This window comes from Veillonella sp. 3_1_44 (genome assembly GCF_000163715.1).
Taxonomy (GTDB): domain Bacteria; phylum Bacillota; class Negativicutes; order Veillonellales; family Veillonellaceae; genus Veillonella; species Veillonella parvula_A.
Map to the genome: position 1 here is coordinate 431,537 of NZ_GG770200.1, position 22,062 is coordinate 453,598.

18 protein-coding genes and 1 riboswitch are annotated in these 22,062 nt (G+C 37.8%); of the genes, 17 read left to right on the forward strand and 1 reads right to left on the reverse strand.

Annotation, left to right across the window (positions count from 1 at the left end):
• The first annotated feature begins 94 nt into the window (after nt 1-94).
• From HMPREF0873_RS05550 to HMPREF0873_RS05595, 10 genes are all read left to right on the forward strand, one after another.
• Nucleotides 95-796 (forward strand): hypothetical protein, encoded by a 702-nt coding sequence (locus HMPREF0873_RS05550; RefSeq protein ID WP_008714896.1) that lies wholly within the window; start codon nt 95-97, stop codon nt 794-796.
• Between the two features lie 334 nt (nt 797-1,130).
• Complete coding sequence (locus HMPREF0873_RS05555) at nt 1,131-2,342, forward strand: argininosuccinate synthase (protein ID WP_004697508.1); 1,212 nt, start codon at nt 1,131-1,133, stop codon at nt 2,340-2,342.
• Nucleotides 2,342-3,769 carry an argininosuccinate lyase gene (gene argH / locus HMPREF0873_RS05560; protein WP_004697518.1) on the forward strand — a complete coding sequence of 476 codons (1,428 nt, stop codon included), beginning with the start codon at nt 2,342-2,344 and terminating at the stop codon, nt 3,767-3,769. Before HMPREF0873_RS05555 ends, argH begins: the two co-directional genes overlap by 1 nt.
• A 589-nt stretch (nt 3,770-4,358) precedes the next feature.
• Nucleotides 4,359-5,690, forward strand: coding sequence for a putrescine-ornithine antiporter (gene potE, locus HMPREF0873_RS05565; protein ID WP_004697529.1), 1,332 nt, complete (start codon nt 4,359-4,361; stop codon nt 5,688-5,690).
• A gap of 403 nt (nt 5,691-6,093) precedes the next feature.
• Nucleotides 6,094-6,281, forward strand: a riboswitch (cobalamin riboswitch).
• 143 nt (nt 6,282-6,424) lie between these two features.
• Entirely contained in the window at nt 6,425-7,363 is a 939-nt protein-coding gene (gene nikB / locus HMPREF0873_RS05570; RefSeq protein ID WP_004697516.1) for a nickel ABC transporter permease, read from the forward strand.
• The gene (gene nikC / locus HMPREF0873_RS05575) at nt 7,363-8,184 is read left to right on the forward strand and encodes a nickel transporter permease (protein WP_004695039.1); all 822 of its coding nucleotides are present in this window, start codon (nt 7,363-7,365) and stop codon (nt 8,182-8,184) included. The genes nikB and nikC overlap by 1 nt, the downstream gene beginning before the upstream one ends.
• A gap of 153 nt (nt 8,185-8,337) precedes the next feature.
• The gene (locus tag HMPREF0873_RS05580) at nt 8,338-9,906 is read left to right on the forward strand and encodes an ABC transporter substrate-binding protein (RefSeq protein WP_004697531.1); all 1,569 of its coding nucleotides are present in this window, start codon (nt 8,338-8,340) and stop codon (nt 9,904-9,906) included.
• Between the two features lie 12 nt (nt 9,907-9,918).
• Nucleotides 9,919-10,716, forward strand: coding sequence for an ABC transporter ATP-binding protein (locus HMPREF0873_RS05585; RefSeq protein ID WP_021148551.1), 798 nt, complete (start codon nt 9,919-9,921; stop codon nt 10,714-10,716).
• Nucleotides 10,709-11,524 carry an ABC transporter ATP-binding protein gene (locus HMPREF0873_RS05590; RefSeq protein ID WP_038125689.1) on the forward strand — a complete coding sequence of 272 codons (816 nt, stop codon included), beginning with the start codon at nt 10,709-10,711 and terminating at the stop codon, nt 11,522-11,524. The genes HMPREF0873_RS05585 and HMPREF0873_RS05590 overlap by 8 nt, the downstream gene beginning before the upstream one ends.
• A gap of 386 nt (nt 11,525-11,910) precedes the next feature.
• On the forward strand, nt 11,911-13,464 hold the full coding sequence (locus HMPREF0873_RS05595; RefSeq protein WP_004697524.1) for an ABC transporter substrate-binding protein: 1,554 nt from the start codon (nt 11,911-11,913) through the stop codon (nt 13,462-13,464).
• Nucleotides 13,465-13,531: 67 nt separating this feature from the next.
• On the opposite strand, the gene HMPREF0873_RS05600 is transcribed toward HMPREF0873_RS05595, so the two are convergent.
• Nucleotides 13,532-14,461 carry a DUF3829 domain-containing protein gene (locus HMPREF0873_RS05600; RefSeq protein ID WP_008602411.1) on the reverse strand — a complete coding sequence of 310 codons (930 nt, stop codon included), beginning with the start codon at nt 14,459-14,461 and terminating at the stop codon, nt 13,532-13,534.
• A gap of 314 nt (nt 14,462-14,775) precedes the next feature.
• Between HMPREF0873_RS05600 and HMPREF0873_RS05605 the strand changes: the two genes are divergently transcribed.
• The 7 genes from HMPREF0873_RS05605 to HMPREF0873_RS05635 all read left to right on the forward strand — a co-directional run bounded on the left by HMPREF0873_RS05605 (nt 14,776) and on the right by HMPREF0873_RS05635 (nt 21,952).
• Entirely contained in the window at nt 14,776-17,679 is a 2,904-nt protein-coding gene (locus HMPREF0873_RS05605; protein ID WP_008714900.1) for a DUF3427 domain-containing protein, read from the forward strand.
• Between the two features lie 8 nt (nt 17,680-17,687).
• Nucleotides 17,688-18,092, forward strand: a complete 405-nt coding sequence (locus tag HMPREF0873_RS05610) for a (deoxy)nucleoside triphosphate pyrophosphohydrolase (RefSeq protein ID WP_004695046.1) — start codon at nt 17,688-17,690, stop codon at nt 18,090-18,092.
• Nucleotides 18,093-18,278: 186 nt separating this feature from the next.
• Nucleotides 18,279-19,097, forward strand: a complete 819-nt coding sequence (locus HMPREF0873_RS05615; RefSeq protein ID WP_008714904.1) for a sulfurtransferase — start codon at nt 18,279-18,281, stop codon at nt 19,095-19,097.
• A 13-nt stretch (nt 19,098-19,110) separates the two neighbouring features.
• Nucleotides 19,111-19,338, forward strand: coding sequence for a hypothetical protein (locus HMPREF0873_RS05620; RefSeq protein ID WP_004695048.1), 228 nt, complete (start codon nt 19,111-19,113; stop codon nt 19,336-19,338).
• Between the two features lie 137 nt (nt 19,339-19,475).
• Nucleotides 19,476-20,231 carry an exodeoxyribonuclease III gene (locus tag HMPREF0873_RS05625; protein WP_008714906.1) on the forward strand — a complete coding sequence of 252 codons (756 nt, stop codon included), beginning with the start codon at nt 19,476-19,478 and terminating at the stop codon, nt 20,229-20,231.
• A 68-nt stretch (nt 20,232-20,299) separates the two neighbouring features.
• Nucleotides 20,300-20,989: a 7-cyano-7-deazaguanine synthase QueC gene (gene queC / locus HMPREF0873_RS05630; protein ID WP_004697534.1), complete on the forward strand. Its 690-nt coding sequence runs from the start codon at nt 20,300-20,302 to the stop codon at nt 20,987-20,989.
• Nucleotides 20,990-21,460: 471 nt separating this feature from the next.
• Nucleotides 21,461-21,952 (forward strand): QueT transporter family protein, encoded by a 492-nt coding sequence (locus HMPREF0873_RS05635; RefSeq protein ID WP_004697542.1) that lies wholly within the window; start codon nt 21,461-21,463, stop codon nt 21,950-21,952.
• Nucleotides 21,953-22,062: the final 110 nt, after the last annotated feature.

Consider the following 22,062-nt stretch of genomic DNA (forward strand, 5'->3'; position numbering starts at 1 on the left):
CTGATTAATAATTGGCTAATAGAGATTTTTTTGATACATTTGTGTTATTAAGATGATTTTTTAGAGAGAATTTCGAGCATAAGGAGCGTAGATATTGGATAATGTTGAATTAAAGCGTTATGAAAAGGGTAACTTTTCTTCTATCTATATAGGTGTAAAACCTATAATTAAGTTTGCCATGCTTAGGCTGGAGAATTTTATAGCCTATTATTTAAGAGGTCCTGGAGGAGTAGATTATAAGTCTGAATTGCTTGATGTAGATTCCTATGCTCGTGAAATCTTTTACATTGAACAAGCTGATGCTTATAAAATTGAAAACTGGATAGTTTATTATGATGATGAACATGATTGTATGGCTGTAAGACATTGCTTTTGGGATAAAGCCTTGGATAGAGAGTTAATAATGGCTGATGAATCGTTGCGAGCTACTGTTAGAGAAGAATATATTGTTGATACAATTCCACATATTTGTAATCAGACCATTGTCAGTGTAAATGTAATGGCGAAACATAATATCCTAAATGCTATAAATGCTTTTGATACAGCAATATCTAAGATGAATATATTGGAGTTATTTAGAAATGTAGATTACTCTACAGGTAATTATAGAATTTCTAGATCTTATGATTTAGATGTTCGCATTGAAGCTATTATTAATGAAGAACAAAATGAGCTTTACTCGATTATAGGTGAAATTAAGTCTTTTATTATTGAGACTTTAAAAGAACCCCTTGATACAACTGATGATTATAAGATAGCTTTAGATTACCAATTTTCACCTATTGATATAATTTAAGGCCATATATTCCAAAGTGGTAATAAAAATAATAATTTGCTTGAACTAATAAATGATTTACAGGTATTAATAATTAGTAAACACAAAAAAAGCTATAACATATGCTGGTTTAAAATGTTGGAGCTTTATTACTCTCGAATGGTTACGTTCCGAATAATATTATATAATTGTATAAAAATAATACTTGCATTTATAATTATACAGGTGTATACTATTTTTTGTCAGAAGGAGAAAATGCTTGTCGGTAATAGAAGATACCACGGTACTTTCACAATTATCTGATACTGTATTGATTATATGAGTCTAAATAGATAGTGGTTTATGAGGTGTTATCATGGGTAAAGCAAATAAAGTAGTACTCGCATATTCTGGTGGCTTAGATACTTCTGTTATCATTCCTTGGCTGAAAGAAAATTATGGCGCTGAAGTTATTGCAGTGTGTGTAGACTTGGGCCAACCTGAGGATTATGATGCAGTTGAGAAAAAAGCGATCAAATCTGGCGCATCTAAAGCGTACATCGTTGACGCTAAGGAAGAGTTTGTAAAAGATTATGTATGGCCTACTGTAAAAGCTGGTGCAATTTATGAAGGTAAATATTTATTAGGTACATCCTTCGCGAGACCTTTAATTGGTAAAATTCTTGTAGATATTGCAAAAAAAGAAGGCGCTGATGCAATCGCTCATGGTGCGACTGGTAAAGGTAATGACCAAGTTCGTTTTGAGTTGACTATCAAAGCATTAGCTCCTAACATGAAAATCATCGCTCCTTGGAGAGAATGGGATTTGAAATCTAGAACAGACTGTATGGAATATGCTGCTAAACACGATATTCCAGTTGTAGCTACAAAATCTCATCCATATTCTATGGACCAAAACGTATGGCATTTGTCCCATGAAGGCGGCGATCTTGAAAATCCAGCAAATGCACCTAAAGATGATGTGTACTTGGTAACACATACACCTGAACAAGCTCCAGATGAAGCTGGTTATGTAACTGTATCCTTCAAAGAAGGTGTACCTGTAGCTGTAGATGGTCAAGAAGGTACTCCATTACAAATATTAGAAAAACTCAACGAAATCGGTGCACACTATGGTGTAGGCGTTGTAGATATCGTCGAAAATAGATTGGTAGGCATGAAATCCCGTGGCGTTTATGAAAACCCAGGTGGCTCTATCATCATGTATGCTCATAGAGAACTTGAATACCTATGCCTCGACAGAGCTACATACCACTACAAAGAACTCATTGCTAACAAATACGCTGAACTCGTATATGATGGCATGTGGTTCGCACCATTGATGAACGCGTTACAAGCGTTTGTTGACGAAACTCAAAAAACTGTAACAGGTGAAGTAAAACTTAAATTGTACAAAGGAAATATCATTTCTGCAGGTAGTACTTCTCCATATTCTTTGTACAGCGAAGATTTCGTAACATTCGAAGAAGATGATGTATACGATCAATCTGATGCAGAAGGTTTCATCAACTTGTTCGGTTTACCTCTCAAAATTAATGCATTGATGAAAGAGAAAGCAGGTAAATAATGGCTAAATTGTGGGGCGGGCGTTTCACAAAAGGCACTGATAAAGCGGTAGAGGATTTTACATCCTCTATCGCTTTTGATGCGCGGATGTACGCCGAAGATATTGCAGGCAGCAAGGCTCATGCGACTATGCTGGCAAAACAACATATTATCTCCGACGCAGATCGAGATGCTATTTTAGTAGGTTTAACGAAGATTAAAAATCAGATTGATAAAGGAGAGTTTCCGTTCTCCGTGGCTCTTGAAGATATTCATATGAATATTGAAAAACGCCTTACTGATGATATCGGTGAAGCTGGTGGTCGTTTGCATACAGGCCGCAGCCGTAATGACCAATGTGCAGTAGACTTGCACATGTACGTGCGTAAAGCTGTTGTGGAAATGGGTGAACTCATCGTAGATATGCAGAAGGCTCTCATCGAAACAGCTGAAAAGTATAGTGATGTTATCATGCCTGGCTATACGCATTTACAACGGGCTCAACCTGTATTGTTTGGGCATCATATGATGGCCTATTTCTCTATGTTGGAACGTGATTTTGATCGTTTGTTGATGGTATTCAAACATGCTGACATCATGCCACTTGGGGCCGGCGCATTAGCTGGTTCTACATACGGCATTGATCAAACATATACGCAAAAGCTTTTGGGCTTTTCTCGTATTTACGAAAATAGTATGGACGCCGTATCTGACCGTGACTACGTAGTTGAATTCTTGTCCTTTGCATCTCTAGTAATGATGCATTTGAGTCGTCTTAGCGAAGAGTTGATCTTGTGGTCTACCAATGAGTTCAATTTTATTGAACTTGATGATGCTCACTGCACGGGCTCTAGTATTATGCCGCAAAAGAAAAATCCTGACGTTTGCGAGCTGGTTCGTGGTAAAACAGGCCGTACCTATGGTCATTTGTTAGGCCTTTTAACAACTTTGAAAGGCTTGCCTCTTACATACAACAAGGATATGCAAGAGGATAAAGAAGGTATCTTCGATGCTATTGATACAGTACACTTCGCATTGTCCATTAATGCGGCTATGATTCGTGGTATGAAGGTCAATGGGGCTCATATGAAAGCAGTCTTGGATGACGACTTCTCCAATGCTACAGATATGGCGGATTATCTTGCGAAGAAAGGTGTTCCATTCCGTGAAGCCCATGAAATCGTAGGTAATGCGGTGCATCATTGCATCGAAAAAGGTTGTGTACTCCTTGATCTATCCGTAGAGGACTTCAAAGCTATTTCCAACCATTTTGATGCAGATATTCTTGACGCTATCTCCATCGAAGCTTGTGTTGCAGGTCGTAATAACTATTCTGGTACGGCTCCAGAATGTGTGGAACGACAACGTAATAATGGTAAAATCATTATCGCTGCTGAGGAAAAGCAAATTGCTGAATGGAAAGAAATCGTTGAATCTGTAGAAGAGTAGAGCTTAGTGCGGAATAAGTAGTAGATAAAAATAAAGAATAGTTATCAATAAAATCTGGAAAAATAAGATCGATATACATATAAGGATTTCATTAAGGGTCTAATATTGCCCATTATACTTATATGTATATCGATTTTTTATTTAAAAGCTAGACGATACCTATAAAGCCCAAAATTCTAATTGATAATCCACTATTAAAATGATGTATTTACATGTACATATATAGTGGACTGTGAGAGAATAATAGTCTTGTACTAGGACACTATAACCGTGATAGATAGGAAAAATTACATCTATACACAGAATAAAATGGGGTAAAAATATACTTTGCTACGATTAAAATGAGTTCTGTTCGATTTTGATGATAAATTACCTATGATTTATTCAATTCGTGTAATATGCCTTGTCCGCCAATAAAGTACTTTTATTTTGGTTTCATAGGTGTTATTATTTAACTCGTAATAAGAATAAAAACGGTAAATTCACATTCAAGCCCATCACAGCACGAACTGAATTTACTTAGCGGTATATATATTTTAAGTGAATTATGGACGAGAAAAAATTCACCTTAGTGAAAGGGGATTGATACATGAAAACCACCGCTAAAAAAATGTCTGTATTCCAGCTAACCACAATGGTAGCAGCCAATATGCTAGGAGCTGGGATCATTATGTTACCAACTAATTTGGCTCAAGTTGGTACTATTTCAGTTTTATCTTGGCTCGTGACAGCTGTGGGTGCGCTTTTACTAGCGTATATTTTTGCTCAAGCGGGTATGTTCTCCCAAAAACAAGGGGGCATGGGCGGTTATGCAGAACATCGCTTCGGTAAAACTGGACATTTTATGGCGAGCTATGCTTACAGCATATCTCTCATCATTGCTAATATCGCCATCGCGGTATCTGCCGTAGGTTATGGCGCAGCTTTCTTTGGTGTTGACCTCAATGCGACACAAACAAGTCAAGTAACAATTGTGCTCTTGTGGTTTGCAGCGATTCTAAACTTCAGAGGGAATCGTTTCACAGGTCGACTCAGCAATATGACTATTTGGGGCTCTATTGTTCCGGTTTTATTAATCGGTACAATCGGCTGGTATTGGTTTGATCCATCTATCTATTGGGCGGCATGGAACCCAAATGATCTTCCGCTTTATGATGCGGTAAAACAATCTATTTCCCTAACTTTATGGGGCTTCCTAGGATTTGAGTCCGCAGCGGCTAATGCTGATGCTGTTGAGAATCCAAAGAAAAACGTACCTATCGCAACTGTGGCGGGTACATTAGCAGTGGCAGTGGTTTATATCTTGTCCACAAACGTTATGGCAGGTATTGTGCCTAACGTTGATTTATTAAATTCTAACGCACCATTCGGTTTGACATTCGTATACATGTTCAATGATACAATTGCAAACATCGTTATGGCTGCTATGGTTATTTCTTGCTTTGGCGCTTTGCTTTGCTGGCAATTCACATTGTCTCGCGTCTTCAAAAGTGCAGCAGAACATGGTTACTTCCCTAAAATATTCGCTCGTGTAAATAGCAAAGATGCTCCTGTTCGTGGTGTATTGATTTTACTCGCTGTTGAAACATTACTTACTTTATTCACTGCAAGCGAATCCTTGCGTGAGCAGTTTGAAATCCTAGTAAACTTAGCGGTTGTAACTAACGTAGTACCGTATGTATTGTGCATCTTGGCAGTACCTACAATGATGCGTATGGCTGGCGTAGCTGAAAGTCGTATTAAACGCTCTAATTACTTGTTCGGTATAGGCGTTCTTTACTGCCTATATGCAATCTACGCATGTGGCTTTGATGCTATGGTAGGTAGCGCAGTGGCAGTAAGCATAGGCTTGGTGATCTATGTTTTGCGTAAAGCGTGGGATACACGCAGAGCACACCGCTTACAACAAAGTATTGATTAACTGAATACATCTCGTCTTATTAGAGGCTATTACTTGGTAATAGCCTCTTTTTTATCATAATCATGCATTAGACTTATAATTAATGCGAGCTAGATATGAAAAAATATAAAGAGTATTATTATTAATCAAATTTTTGCTGTGTATAAAAAGATTTTATAATAAAGTTTTTACATTGCTTTATTATTATTAAAATTAATATATATACCGTCATATACAGTAAATATAATAAAAAATTATTTATATAAGTTAATTTATATAATTTTATGCAGGATTGTGAATTTAATCATTAATCAATATTTTTTATCAGTATAAAAATTATATTGAAAATATGCGAAATACATATACCCATAAGGGGTATATGTATTGTAAATAGAGTGTTAATATAGTATATTTATAATCGATAAAAATGAATGAACTAGTGAGTGTCGGTATTTACCGAGCGTAAAAGAGGAAAATGGGTGAAAAACCCATACTATGCAAATAGCTGTAATGAGGAGCAAGGTTTCATTATAGGGTCACTGGGAAACTGGGAAGGCCGAAATGTTGCGATGAATCAGAGTCAGAAAGCCTGCTCTAAAGGCATGGTATGCATATGCTGTGCTTAATTTGGGTTAGTCGGGCGACTAACCTTTTTTCGTTCCCTAGCCTTTAAGCTTCATCGCTATATAAAAAGCTAGTACCATTAGTTTGTCATTTGAATTGTTGTTAGTGTTTAGAGAGTTTAGGAGGCGCCTATGGGCAAACGCTTTGTCAAACAATTGGGGCAATTTATTGTTACCTTGTTTGGCATCACATTTTTGACATTTTGTCTCACCTATTTAGCACCAGGTGACCCAGTAACGATGTTACTTGAAACGGCAGATACTATCGTATCTCAGGAGCTTATCGATGAAACTCGAGCTCAGCTTGGGTTAGATAAACCATTTGTAGTACAGTATGCAAACTGGGTCGTCAATGCCGCACAAGGTGATTTAGGGATGAGTTATTCTGCTAAAAAACCAGTAGTAGATCGTATGTTGGAGGCTTTACCAGGTACATTAATGTTAGCGGGTACGGCTTTAGTATTTACGCTGCTCTATGCATTGCCTGCAGGTATTATAAGCGCCTTAAATCGTAACAAATGGGTTGATTATGTGTTGAGATTTCTATCCTTCGTAGGCGTATCTATGCCTACGTTCTGGTTAGGTCTTGTACTGATTTACATCTTCGGTCTTAAATTGGGCCTTGTACCGATTGCATCCTCTCGAGTGACTGCGTCTGGTGTTATTTTGCCCGCTATTACTTTGGCAGTTGTTGTTGGGTCTAAATACATGCGTCAAGTGCGGCTAGTTATCCTTGAGGAAATGCAAAAGGATTATGTTATTGGCGCTCGTGCTCGCGGTGTTAGTGAGATAAAAATTTTATTCGGTCATATTTTACCTAATGCGGTGTTACCACTCATCACTATTCTTGGTGTTGTTATTGGTTGGTTACTAGGTGGTGTGGCAGTCGTAGAAATGGTATTCTCTTGGCCGGGACTTGGGAATATGGCAATTTATGCTATTACTATGCGCGATTATCCATTGATTGAAGGTTTTGTGTTGTGGGTTGCTTTAGCATATATGTGTATTAACGCATTGGTTGATGCATCATATATCTTATTAGACCCTAGATTGAAAAGGGAGAGAGCATAATGGCAGAATTTATTCAAAAACATAAATTGTTCTCTTTCTATAGTGGGTTGATGATTATCATTGTTCTCATCGCTATCTTTGCACCCTGGCTTGCACCGGGCGATGCTTTCACCTCAAATATAAGTCAGGCATTGCAAGCACCAAGCAGCCAACATTGGTTTGGTACAGATAAATTAGGACGTGATGTATTATCTCGTATCATTTATGGTACTCAATTATCCTTGTTCATGGGCGTATCCATCGTCGTTATCATGGTGAGCATTGGTACTATCATCGGTGCTATAGCAGGCTATTTTGGCGGTAAAGTTGAAATGGTTCTTATGCGTTTAGCAGACATCATGTTATCATTCCCTGGTATCGTATTGGCTATTGCTATTGCTGGTATTCTAGGTGGTAGCATTGTAAATACGATTTTAGCCTTATCTGTTGTAGGTTGGGCAAAATATGCTCGTATTGTACGTTCTATGACGCTCAAGGTGCGCGGTGAGGAATATGTAACGGCTGCTGTTATGATGGGCGCATCTACGACGGCCATCATCAGACGTCATATCATTCCTAATATTATGCCTCTCGTTATTACAACAGGTGCATTAGATATCGGGGCTATCATGATTGAGGTAGCAGGTTTATCCTTCCTTGGCTTTGGTGCTCAGCCACCGACTCCAGAATGGGGTCTTATGCTTAACGAGGGTCGCCAGTACTTGCAAACGAGTCCATGGCTCATGGCATTCCCTGGTATGTCCATCCTTATCGTGGTTGCTATTTTTAATCTTTGGTCTGACTCCTTACGAGATGTAGTGGATCCAAAAAATCAAGGATAAAATTGTTTTTACCTTCATAAATTTGAATCTTTATCTAGTGAAAGTTTCATTATGACTGGTAAGAAATTATGGTTTTTCCATCACAACTATTTTAGATAGTGATGATGTTAAATGTTTTTATGTTTTACATGTAGTTGTAAAAGGAGATTTTAAATGAAAAAATCTTGGAAAAAGGCCCTATTAGCAGGTCTTAGTATTGTAATGATGGGTTCCTTCATAGCTGGTTGTGGGTCTGATAATAATGGTGCTGCTAACAAAGATGTATTAAAAGTAGGCGTTACTAACTTCGCATCCACATTAGAACCTACAGAAAACTTCTTCGCATGGGTTGTAATGCGCTATGGTGTAGGTGAAACATTGGCTAAGTTTGACGAACAAATGAAACCTCAACCATGGATTGCATCTAAATGGGAAGTATCCCCAGACCATAAAACGTGGACTTTCACAATCAATGATAAGGTGAAATTCTCCAATGGTAAAAAAGTTGATGCAGCAGCTGTAAAGGCGTCTATTGAACGTGCTTTTGCAAAGTCTAATCGTGCGAAAACATTCTTCGAATATGACTCTATGGAAGCTAATGGTCAACAATTAGTTATTCATACAACAAAAGAATATCCTAATATGCCTGGCCTTTTAGCGGATCCGTTGTTCCTAATCGTTGACGTTCAAGCTGAAAAAGATGGCCGTAACTTTGCGAAGGAAGGTCCTATCGGTACAGGCCCATATGTAGTTAAATCCTTCACTAAAGAACGTGCTGAAATGGCTGCGAACGAAAACTACTGGGATGGTACAGTACCATTTAAAACTGTAGAAATTCCTTCCATCGATGACCCTAATACGCGTGCTTTGAGCTTACAATCTGGCGACGTAGATATGGCTGTTAACATCGGTCCTGGTGAAATTGGTTTATTCCAAGGCAATGATAAATTCAAAGTAGATGAAATCGCATCTCTTCGTGTCGTATTGGCCCGTATTAATCAAAAAGGTATTCTTGGGGATGACAAAGTTCGTGCTGCAGTTATCTCTGCAACAGACCGTAAAAACTATGCTGATGTATTGTTAAAAGGTACATTTATTCCTGGTTCTGCTCCAATTCCACCATCCATGGACTATGGCTTCAACGATTTGAAAGATCCTAATGCGTATAATCCTGAACGTTCTAAACAATTGTTGGCTGAAGATGGTTGGAAAGATACTGATGGCGATGGGATCCTTGATAAAGATGGCAAACCATTAACATTCAACTTCATAGTATATAACTCTCGTGCAGAATTACCACTTTATGCAGAAGCTGTTCAAGCAGACCTTAAAAAGGTTGGCATCGATATGAAAATCAAAACAGTTGACTATAACTTGATCGATAAAATGGGTCAAGACGGCGACTATGATATGCTTATCTCCAACATTGTAACAGCTAATACAGGTGATCCAATCTGGTTCTTGGCTAACTATTGGCACACTAACAACAATGGCTCCAACCCTCAAAATGGTTCTGGTTACTCCAATCCACAAGTTGACCAATTGTTAGATGCAGCTGAAACTGAATTCGACCCAGCAAAACGTCGTGATTACGCAATGCAAATTCAACAATTGTTGATGAATGATGGTGCTGCATTATTCTTAGGCTATCCTAAAACTAATATCGTTACAGGTTCTTACTTGAAAGGTGCTGTAATGTACCCAAGTGATTACTACTGGATTACTAACAAAATTACAAAATAGTGAGGAGCTATAATGGCAGAAAACATACTAACTGTAGAAAACCTTAACATTGCGTACCAAGGTGTGCCTGCTGTTATGGATGTGAACTTTACCTTGGAACGCGGTAAGGTATTAACCATTGTAGGTGAGTCCGGATCCGGTAAAACTACTGTAATCCGGGCCCTCATGGGTTTATTATCTGTAGGTGGTGAGGTTACAGACGGTACAATGATCTTTAACGGTCACAACCTTCGTACCCTATCTAAGTCAGAATGGAGAGCCATACGTGGTAAAGATATGGCTATGATTTTCCAAGATAGTGGTAGTGCATTAGATCCAATTGTTCGCATTGGTAAACAATTTAGAGAATTGTTTACATCTCATATTGAAATCACTAATGATGAATGTGATCGACGAGCAATTGAGTTATTAGAATCTGTATCTCTTCCTAATGGAGCGGATATATTGCGCCGTTATCCACACGAATTATCTGGTGGTCAACGTCAACGTGTTGGTATTGCTATGGCGTTAGCATTGGACCCAGCATTACTCATCGGTGACGAACCGACATCTGCACTCGATGTAACAACACAATCTCAAGTGGTTATGCAAATGCTTGAACTAGCTAAAGAGCATAATTCTGCAATAGTCATGGTAACTCATAACCTTGGTGTAGCAGCGTATATGTCTGACTATATTATTGTTATGAAAAAGGGCCGTGTTGTAGATGCTGGAACCCCACAAGACATTTTGGAAAATCCATCTAATGAATATACGAAACAACTAAAAGACGCTGTGCCAACATTGGGAGGAGGTCGTTACATTGACTAATTACGCAGTAGAAATTAAGAATGTATGTAAACGATTCCCACTTCCTACTGGTGGTGAGCTTGAAGCATGTAAGGATATTAATATAACTCTCGAAAAAGGTCAGTCCCTTGGGATTGTAGGGGAATCTGGCTCTGGGAAAACAACATTGGTTCGTATGATTATGAAGATGCTTCCTATTACGGAAGGCGAGATTTATGTAGATGGTGTAGAGATTCAACATATGAATTCTGAACAAACGAAAGAATATCGTAAAAAGATTCAAATGGTATTCCAAGATCCATCTGCAGCTTTTAACCCACGTATGAAGGTTAAAGATATCATTCTTGAGCCACTTTATAATTTTGGTCTTCTTGAAAAGGGAAAAGAAGAGCAAATCGCAGGTGACTACCTGGAAATGGTAGATTTACCTCGCGAGTTTATGCATCGCTATCCTCATGAAATGTCTGGTGGTCAACGCCAACGTGTTGCCATTGCTCGTGCTATCGTTTTAGAGCCCGAAATCCTCGTGTTAGACGAGGCTACTAGTGCCCTAGATGTATCTGTACAAGACTCCATTGCGTACCTTTTGGCGCGTTTACAAAAAAAGAAAAATTTAACATACCTATTTATTGCTCATGATATTGCCTTTATTCGTACGATGTGCCACAAGGTGGTCGTAATGTACAAAGGTGCTATCGTTGAAGAACTAGATGCTTTCCACTTGGCGGATGCAAAACATCCATATACAAAGGTTTTATTGAGCTCTATCTTTGAAATTGGTCAAGATCATAAGCCGCTTACCTTGGATGAGGCTGCATTAGAAGCTTAATAGGAAAATTTACTTTCAAAATTTCAAAAGTATAAATTTGAAATGTAGAGAGTTACATCGGATAGGTAAACTTAAAATAGCAGTTAGTTTCAAGACTAACTGCTATTTTTATGCATAGTTAAGATATGAAATTTTTTAATAGATATATTGAAATGTTTCTCAAATTATACATTGTGTTAACACCTAATATATAGTATAGTTGACTGTATAAAATATACCCCTATGGGTATAACAAGATATGCTCATATGAAGTGATGTACATAGATTCTCTTTATATTAACTATTGTAAAAGCAGGTTATATTTACTAGATTATGTTAATGCAAAAAATAGTGAGTATCTGAGTATAAATAGATAGTTAATGTGTGTAGAAAGGTTAGGTGTATAAATGAAAGGATTACGCAAGGCTTTACTAATTGGTATGACCCTTGGTGTGACTATGCTCGGGACTATTGGTTGTATGAATCAAGATTCTGCTTCATCTAATGATGTATTAAAGGTAGGGGCTATTAGTTTTGCTGGCACATTAGAACCAACGGAAAATTATTTTAGTTGGGCCGTTGTACGATTTGGTATAGGTGAAACGCTTATCAAGTTTGATGATCAAATGAAAGCAACGCCTTGGCTTGCCACCTCTTGGAAGCAAGGTGATGACAAGTTAACATGGACTTTCACCATCAATGATAAAGTTAAATTCTCAAATGGTAATAGTTTGACAGCTGAGGCGGTAAAAGCATCTTTAGAACGAACTTTTGCTAAAAGTAAACGAGCAAAAACGTTCTTTAACTATACAGAAATTACTGCTAACGGTCAGGAGTTGACCATCAAGACTGACAAGGAATATTATAATTTGCCCAACTTGTTAGGAGATCCATTGTTTTTGATTATGGATGTGACAGCAGAGGCGAATGGTCGTGATATTGCAAAGGAAGGTCCTATTGGTACTGGTCCATATGTAGTATCCTCTTTCACAAAAGAGCGTGCTGAACTAAAGCGCAATGATAATTACTGGGATGGCAAGGCAGGCTTTGCTAAGGTTGAAATCCCATCTATTAATGATGCGAATACTCGTGCTATGGCGTTACAAGCGGGCGATGTAGATATGGCCGTTAACATTGGACCTGGTGAATATAGTATCTTCCAAAATGATAAGAAATTCACTATCTATGAAGTGGCTTCCTTGCGTGACGTATTTGTTCGTATGGGGCAAAAAGGGAAACTACGAAATCCAAATCTTCGTGCAGCCCTCATTGCAGCAGCAGACCGTGAGTCTTATGCGAAGAACCTCATGAAGGATACCTTCGTAGCCGGTAAGGCTCCATTGCCACCATCCATAGACTATGGCTTTAACCAATTGCGTGATCCTAATAAATATAATGTAGAACGTGCTAAAGAATTACTGAAACGTGAAGGTTATGAAGATACAAATGGCGACGGTATTGTAGATAAAGACGGTGAAAACCTCGTACTTGATTTTTATGCCTACACAACTCGTCCTGAATTGCCATTATATGCGGAAGCATTGCAAGCGGACTACAAAAAAATCGGTGTAGATTTACGAATTAAAATCGTAGATTATGCGGTTATCGACACATTATCTCAATCTGGTGATTATGATATGATTATCTCCAGTGTTGTAACCGCTAATACGGGTCAACCAGTATGGTTCTTGAAACAATATTGGGGTATAGGCGTTGAAACTAATGGGTCTGGCTTCTCTAATCCTCGTTTCGATGAATTGTTGGCTCTTGGTGAAAGTAGTAGCGATCCAGTGGTGCGTCGTAATGCGGTTATCAATGCCCAACAACTGATGTTAGATAACGCTGTAGCATTATTCCTTGGGTATCCTAAAATTAATATTGTAGGTAATAAACATATTGATGGTATCAAGATAACACCGTCTGAATATTACATCATTACAAAAGATTTGAAAAAGAAATAAAGTTTGCTGCTTACATAAAAATAAAAGGACTAGCTCGCATGGGCTAGTCCTTTGTGTTATCTAAATATTATTTTTTTTCTGTTACATCTAAGTCTGCCATGTTAACTGCATTGGCCTTGCCAATCATTTTATTATACTTGGTAAATAATTGCGTATAAGCTTCGCCATAAGATGAGTTGATAATAATGTAGTTGCGTGCCTCTGCAACAAATTCTTTTACTGAGTCTTGATACTCTCTTACCGCATTTTGTACTTCTGGTGTAGTACCAGGTTGTAATTTATTGAGGCGTTGTGTAATTTGTTGTAAGTTTGATTCTACCTTTTGGGTGTCTGTATTCCCATCTGGATCAATAAGGTCAATAGTTTGTGCTGTTATGAGATTTATCTCTATAAAGTTAACCGCATTTTCCCGCTTTTCTCCCTGATACTCAGTCATGCGTTCGTTATAAAGCTCATTATTACGATTATCTAAAGCTAAGTCTAATGCATTATATGTAGCGTAGAACTGTTCTGCTAAAGGTACATATTGAGCTGCTAGCTCATCGCTACCTTTATAATTATCCTTTTCATAACGACGTTCCACATAGTAAGATTGCAACTGATCAGCAATAGGAATAATTTGATCAAGTACTACGAGGACGTCATTTGTCGCTTGGTTTACGTCTTCGTAGGGTGTAGAACTATCTTGTTTTGCTACCTCTAATGCAGCTTTAAGTTCCTTATATTTAGGTAAGGTAATCGTCGTATTATGAGACCCATTGCGCAACTCTTCAAGAGTTGGCTGTAATTGGTTAGCATAGGCTACACTGTATGAGTTATATGCATCTAATGCAACAATATAAGGTCGTATGGCGTTGATTTTATCGTCAACGGTTGATCGATATAAAATTGTCGTTGTATTGGATGATAAGAGTGTATACACCCCATAGATCCCACCACCGATAATAGCAGCACCGAGCACAATGGCTGCTATTAACTTGATGTACCCCTTTTTCAACTGCGCACGCTCCTTGAAAACACACTAACTCTTTTGGATCCATTTGGACAGACTAATGTCCTAAGAGTAATTATTTACATTATATCACAACTTTACGTGGCAAAAAAGACGTATAGATACGATAATTATAAGGAATAGATGAAAATGTTAGATTTGGACATGTATTTATATTTATAATTAGCGATTAAACGATGAATGAGGCTGTAAGCTGTTATAAAAATATACTTTTAAAAGTAAAACTATATACTCTCTAGACGTTGTAGCTGCGGCTGGTATAATAGCAAGTATAGTATTCATTATATGGGGAGTTCGTTATGTCAGAATCGAATCATTTAATCAATTTTGCTACATCTTCGGAACTTATTGCTAATGGGGAAGGGCGTAATGTATTATCTGCTATTGAAGATGGATTACGCAATTGTGATGAGTTTTTAATATCGGTAGCATTTATTACTCCAGAAGGCTTATTAACATTAAAACCAATTCTTAAAGAGTTAGAAGAACGTGGCGTCCGAGGACGTGTGTTAACGACGGATTATCTTGGTTTTAATAGTCCACAAGTTTTGGAAGATTTAGGAAATTTAAATAATATTGAGTTAAAAGTGTATTGCACTACACAAGGTAGTGGTCATGGATTTCATACAAAAGGCTACATTTTTAGAAAAGATGAATCTTATCAGATTATAGTTGGTAGTTCTAATTTAACTATTAATGCATTAAAGAAAAATCGTGAATGGAATACTCGATCTGAAGCTCATTGCAGTGATACCTATGCTAGAGAAATCACGGAAGAATTTGACTTGTATTGGAATTCAAAATTTTCTATTCCTTATGAAGATTTTATTCCTTGGTATAAACCAAGATGGGTGCGTCCAGAGCGAACTTCACAAAGGACTGTAGCAGAGCAATTTAGAAAAATAGATTTGCTTCAACTGGAACCTAATAGTATGCAACAACAGTTTATTGCTAACTTCAATGAACTAAGAGCTAATAATGCTAAAAGAGGTCTTTTGATCTCTGCTACGGGTACCGGCAAAACCTATGCGGCAGCTTTTGCTATGAGAGAAATGAGGCCTAAAAGAATATTATTTTTAGTACATCGTGAACAAATTGCAAAACAAGCGATCGCTAGTTTTGAGCGGATTTATAATGATCCATCTATTACATTTGGTTTAGTTTCTGGGAATGCTAAATACTATAATGCGACTCATGTATTCTCTACAATGCAAATGATGGGCCGTAATGATGTAATGAAACAGTATGCTCCAAAGGAGTTTGACTGTATTATCATTGACGAAGTACATCGCGCAGGTTCAGATAGCTATCAACGCATTATTGAATATTTTGAGCCTCAGTTTTTATTGGGGATGACGGCTAGTCCGGAACGGACAGATGGCTATGATTTGTATGAATTATTTGACCATAATATTATTTACGAAATCCGATTACAACAGGCTTTAGAAGAAGACTTACTATGTCCATTTCATTATTTTGGCATTAGTGATTTGTGGGTGGATACTCAAGAAGATATTTCTGATATGGAGGTATCCTTTTCAAACTTGTCTACAAAAGAGCGGGTAGATAAAATTATAGAAAAGATTCGCTATTTTGGACATAGTGGTAGTCGTGTAAAGGGGCTAGTATTCTGTAGCAATCGAGTTGAGGCAAAAGCGTTGTCTGATGCTTTTAACGAGCGTGGTGTTTATCGCACTGTATGTTTAACTGGTGAAGATAGCCAAGAAATTAGGGAAATAGCAATTGCTCGATTAACGGGAACTGGTGATTATCAGGGACGTTCAGACCTACAATTAGATTATATCTTTACCGTAGATATCTTTAATGAAGGTGTTGATATTCCAGAAATCAATCAAGTTATTATGCTACGTCAAACTGAAAGTCCGATAATCTTTATTCAACAACTCGGACGTGGTCTTCGTAAATTTGAAGATAAAGAATATGTAGTTATCTTGGATTTTATTGGGAATTATACTAATAACTTTATGATTCCATTAGCCTTATCAGGTGATAGGAGCTATAACAAAGATACATTGCGTCGTTATGTACAAGCTGGTAATCGTATTATTCCAGGTACCTCAACTGTACATTTTGATAAAATTGCAAAACAACGCATTTATGAATCTATTGATACGGCAAGATTTTCTGATATGAAATTAATTAAAGAAGCCTATTTTAATTTACGCTTCAAATTAGGTCGTATTCCTAAAATTTCTGATTTTGCTGATCATGGTTCGATTGATGTTAGTAGAATTTTCAGTAAATTTAAGTCATATCATCATTTCTTGATAAAGGTTAAGGATAAGGACTATGATATATCCTTTACACCGGTTCAGGAGAGAATGCTACATTTTATATCTCAGAAATTAACGACCGGTATACGTGTAAGAGAGCTTCTATTGTTGCAAGCATTACTAGATGGTCGTGATGATGTGATTAATTATGTTTCCGAAGAGCTATTTGATAGTTATAATGTAGACCTATCGGAATATGGACGTGTTAATCTCATCAATATGATGACAAATCAATTTGGTGTTCAAGTAGCACAAAAGACATTTGCCGATAGTGAATTTATTGAATTTTCCAATGGTAGATATGGTATATCTCGAATCTTTAAACAGGCTTTAGAGGATAATAATTTTAAGGAACAAGTTCAAGAGCTTATTGCTTATGGATTAAAGCAGTTCAATGATAAGTACAAAGATAATATTTATGGTAATACACCATTTGCATTATATGAAAAATATACGTATGAACAGGTTTGCCAATTATTAGAGTGGCCTCAAAACGAAGTTCCTCTCAACATTGGGGGTTATAAATTCCATAAAGAAACAAAGACATATCCCGTTTTTATTAATTATCATAAAGCAGATAATATTCAAGATACCATTAAATACGAGGATAGATTTGAGAATCCAGGATTACTAAAAGCTATTTCTAAAAATAAGAGAACCTTTGCTTCTGATGATGTACAAACCGCGTTTAATGCTGATGAACTAGGTGTTGCTATGCATTTGTTTGTGAGAAAAAACAAGGATGATGAAGAGTCTAAAGAGTTTTATTATTTGGGACCGATTCATTCTACTGGTCAGGAAAATGCTAAAGAAATTTTTATGGTTAATGGTACTGCGGCGGTAGAGTTAGAATATGTACTCGAAGTACCTGTACGGGATGATATATATGATTATATTGTTAATGGATAAGGATATTTATGAGTGAACAACGAAAACACATTGAAGTTGTAGCAGCTATTATAAAAAAGGATAATACCATATTAGCAACTCAGCGTGGATATGGTGATTTAAAAGATGGTTGGGAATTTCCGGGTGGCAAAATTGAACCTGGTGAACCCCATGAAGTAGCTCTTATTAGAGAAATCAAAGAAGAACTAGAAGCTGATATTAATATTCAAGAGCATATTATTACTATCGAATATACCGGTTATGAAAAATTTGATTTAACAATGCACTGTTATTTATGTTCGTTGAAAAATGATTCTAATATTACCTTAGTAGAACATGAAGCTGCTAAATGGCTATCTAAAGAAACCTTATATTCTGTAGATTGGTTACCTGCTGATATTGATGCGGTAGATGAAATGTATAGACGTTTATAAGCTTAACATTGAATTACCTAAAAGTCCCTATCTAAGATAGGGGCTTTTTATGTTTACTCTAGTTGTTACATCGCAAGAATAAATAACTTTTACTATACCAAAATAAATTGTATATCCGGTTATAGTCGTATATAATAATATTAAAAGATTTGTATTTTTCGATATAATCAAAGAAAGGAGTACAATATGTCAAATTTTATCACTCCTACAGAATTATTAGCTTGTCTTGATGAGGTCATCATTTTAGATGCTAGAGGGTATCAAGATTATAAAAAAGGCCATATTAAGGGGGCTTATGCGGTAGATTTAGACAAGGATTTGACTGGTCCTTTAGGCGAGCATGGTGGTCGTCATCCATTGCCAGATATGGAACAGTTAGCTCATACCTTTGAGTCTTATGGCATCACTCGTAACTCAAAGGTTGTAGTATATGATTCGTGGCTATTCTTAGCGGGCCGTCTTTGGTGGACGTTACGTTACATGGGCTTAACAGATGTACGCGTTTTATCCGGTGGTATTGAACGATGGGTTCGAGAGGGCCATCTCTTAACTAAAGAGCCGACCCCGTTACCTGCTGAACCATCTATTTTTAACTACGAGTTGCAAACGGATATGGTTATGAGTCGCGATGAGGTGCTCAAGGCTAGTGAAAGCGGAGATCATGTTATTATTGATGCTCGTGCGCCATTCCGTTATGATGGATCTCAAGTGGATACGATGGATGGTATGACAGGGCATATTCCTGGGGCTGTTAATCATTTTTATGAAAGTGGCTATACCGTAGATGGTCCTAAATCCTTGAAAGATTTAGAGGCTGAGTATTACAACGAAATCTACCAAAATAGGCCAGTTGTAACGTACTGTGGGTCTGGTGTGACTGCCTGCAATGCGTTGTTAACCATGAGTGAAGTAGGCCTTGAATCTGCTTTATATGTTGGTAGTTCTAGTGACTGGGTAACGTATGAAGGCTTCCCGCTTAGCACAGGTGTAGAAACATTAAACTAACTTAGGAGGGCGAATGAATCTATTAAAACAATTACTAACAGTCGTTGCCTTTGGTTATTTGTGTTATCACATCTATACCTTTGGACCTGGTATGTTTAATGTAACTGTATTAGTGATCCTTATCTTGTCGGCGGTGGCTAACTATTTCCGTGAGAAACGTGAAAGTGATCTTAAGGCCAACGAAAACGCCCGCAAGGCTCGTGCTGAAGCAAGACATGCTAAGAAACATAAAAAGCAGTAGTATCGCTAACATATAATCCTTAGATTAGCTTACATTAAGCAAAAACTTGACGTATATTCTATGTGAAAGAGACTTTCACCAAGTTAAATACGGTGAATACTATTAGATTGATGCAAAGTATTGTAAAGGAGTAAGAATTGAAATTAATTTCTTGGAATGTAAACGGCCTACGCGCCGCTGTAACAAAGGGATTCATGGAATCCTTTAATGAATTAGATGCAGATATTTTCTGCCTGCAAGAAACAAAATTGCAACCCGATCAAATTTCTTTGGAGTTGCCAGGGTATGAGCAATATTGGAATAGTGCAGTTAAGAAAGGCTATAGTGGTACGGCTGTATTCACGCGTATTAAGCCATTGTCCGTAACGAATGGCATCGGTATTGAAGAACACGATCAAGAGGGCCGTGTTATCACTGCTGAATATGATAATTTCTATTTGGTATGCTGTTATACACCGAATAGCCAACGTGAATTAGCTCGCCTTGATTATCGTATGACTTGGGAAGATGCATTCCGTAATTATCTACTTGAATTAGATAAGAAAAAGCCTGTCATTCTATGTGGTGATCTCAATGTAGCACACCAAGAAATTGACCTAAAAAATCCTAAGATGAACCGTAAAAATGCAGGCTTCTCCGATGAAGAACGTGCAAAGATGACAGAACTCTTAGGGGCAGGTTTTACAGATACATTCCGTCACCTTTATCCAGATGCTATTGAACAATACAGCTGGTGGTCCTATATGGGGAAAGCTCGTGAACGGAATACAGGATGGAGAATTGACTATTTCATCACATCCAAACGCCTTGATGATAAAATCCAAGAAGCGAAGATTCATCAACAAATCTTTGGCTCCGATCACTGTCCAGTAGAATTGGTTATTGATCTATAAAATTTTAGTGAATGTAAAAGCACAGCCTCATCTACGGATGAGGCTGTTGTGATAGAAAAGGAGATACTATGGCTCAAAAACAAAAAGCTGTTGTTCTATTTAGCGGTGGCGTAGACAGTACTACTTGTTTGGCCCTCGCCATTGAACGATTTGGTAAAGACAATGTGGTGCCCTTATCGATTCAATATGGTCAAAAACATAGTAAAGAATTAGAAGCTGCCATAGCTATTTTAGAGTACTATAATATGAAAGGTAAAACGATGGATGTTACCAAGCTATTTGCCTTCAGTAACTGCTCCCTGTTAGTACAATCTAGTGAAGACATTCCGCAAGGTTCCTACAAAGAACAACAAGATGCAGAAGGGAAGGGTACGGTGAGCACTTATGTACCGTTTAGAAATGGTCTATTCCTATCTGCGGCAGCATCCTTGGCACTATCTCTAGACTGCGGTTATATCTATTACGGTGCTCACAGTGATGATGCGGCGGGTAATGCCTATCCTGACTGTACAGAACAATTCTACAAATCTATGGGCGACGCCATCTTTGAAGGCTCTGGTAAAGAATGCTCCTTAGAAGCACCCTTTATTAACGCCAACAAAGCTGACATCGTAAAAGAAGGCCTACGCCTCAACGTACCATACCACTTAACCTGGTCTTGCTACGAAGGCGGAGACAAACCATGCGGACACTGCGGTACCTGCATCGACAGAGCTAAAGCCTTCCACGCAAACGGAGTCGAAGACCCAGCACTATAATACCCATAAACTGGCTTAGACAAGCAGTCGCCTTTTAGGCGACTACTTTACATATATTCTAATAGAGTAGCATGTATATGTGATTCAAGGCGGACTTGTACGTCACTAGTATTAGGGGATAAGCAGAGTTGCTAAATTTGAAGTGGTGGCAGATACCTTTTCAAAGAGCGACTTTGGCAGGTCAAGGCCCTAGGCCGATGGCCGGTTCGCCAGTGGAGCGATGAGGAAAGGTATCTGCCACCACCCCCACCTTACAATCTTGATACTAATCGTAGATGATCCTACAAGTCCGCCTTAATCCCAATTAATTGCGAAAATATTAGATATATGATATATTAGTACTGCCTAAAGGCGACAACTAAATAAGACAGTTTGAAACCATCCTGTCTCTAAACAAAACTACGGAAATTCATAAGCATTGTAAGCATGGTAGTTTTGCCATGCTTTTTTTATTTTGAGGAGGTGAGTGTTATGATTTCTACACGCAAATTGACTATTTCTGCCATGGTTGTGTCATTGTACATCGTTGTATTGTATGTAACGCAAAGCGTTTCCTTCGGGGCGTATCAAATTCGTATAGCAACATCATTATATGCACTTGCTTATGCCTTTCCGTTCTTGGTGATTCCCATGGGGATTGGCAACCTCATTTCTAACTTCCTATTCGGTGGTCTTGGCATCCTCGATATGATGGGAGGCTTTGGTGTGGGCGTATTGACGACTGGCATCATCGTAGGAATGCGCAAGCTTGGCCTCAGCGCTTGGTGGGTCATGCTTCCAATCGTATTTGTGCCAGCACTATGTGTACCAATGTGGCTCAGTCCATTACTTGGAATTCCGTACTGGCCATTAGTGTTGAATCTTATCGTTGGTCAAACCATTCCAGCGATTCTTGGTTCTGTATTGGTGAAAGCCTTAATCAGTCGTCCTAGCATGGCTGCCTTATTAGGTGCTTTCAAATAAAACTAAAGAGAGGGCGTTAATTTCCATTCATATGGAGCATTAACGAATATAAATAAAAAGGCGTAAGCTCAAATACGAGCTTACGCCTTTTTACTTTGGTCGTAAATAGT

Coding starts and splice junctions, on each gene's coding strand:
- HMPREF0873_RS05580 (WP_004697531.1), top strand. CDS start 8,338: ATGAAAAAATCTTGGAAAAAGGCCCTATTAGCAGGTCTTAGTATTGTA.
- nikC (WP_004695039.1), top strand. CDS start 7,363: ATGGCAGAATTTATTCAAAAACATAAATTGTTCTCTTTCTATAGTGGG.
- HMPREF0873_RS05585 (WP_021148551.1), top strand. CDS start 9,919: ATGGCAGAAAACATACTAACTGTAGAAAACCTTAACATTGCGTACCAA.
- queC (WP_004697534.1), top strand. CDS start 20,300: ATGGCTCAAAAACAAAAAGCTGTTGTTCTATTTAGCGGTGGCGTAGAC.
- HMPREF0873_RS05610 (WP_004695046.1), top strand. CDS start 17,688: ATGAGTGAACAACGAAAACACATTGAAGTTGTAGCAGCTATTATAAAA.
- HMPREF0873_RS05635 (WP_004697542.1), top strand. CDS start 21,461: ATGATTTCTACACGCAAATTGACTATTTCTGCCATGGTTGTGTCATTG.
- HMPREF0873_RS05615 (WP_008714904.1), top strand. CDS start 18,279: ATGTCAAATTTTATCACTCCTACAGAATTATTAGCTTGTCTTGATGAG.
- HMPREF0873_RS05595 (WP_004697524.1), top strand. CDS start 11,911: ATGAAAGGATTACGCAAGGCTTTACTAATTGGTATGACCCTTGGTGTG.
- potE (WP_004697529.1), top strand. CDS start 4,359: ATGAAAACCACCGCTAAAAAAATGTCTGTATTCCAGCTAACCACAATG.
- argH (WP_004697518.1), top strand. CDS start 2,342: ATGGCTAAATTGTGGGGCGGGCGTTTCACAAAAGGCACTGATAAAGCG.
- HMPREF0873_RS05605 (WP_008714900.1), top strand. CDS start 14,776: ATGTCAGAATCGAATCATTTAATCAATTTTGCTACATCTTCGGAACTT.
- HMPREF0873_RS05620 (WP_004695048.1), top strand. CDS start 19,111: ATGAATCTATTAAAACAATTACTAACAGTCGTTGCCTTTGGTTATTTG.
- HMPREF0873_RS05555 (WP_004697508.1), top strand. CDS start 1,131: ATGGGTAAAGCAAATAAAGTAGTACTCGCATATTCTGGTGGCTTAGAT.
- nikB (WP_004697516.1), top strand. CDS start 6,425: ATGGGCAAACGCTTTGTCAAACAATTGGGGCAATTTATTGTTACCTTG.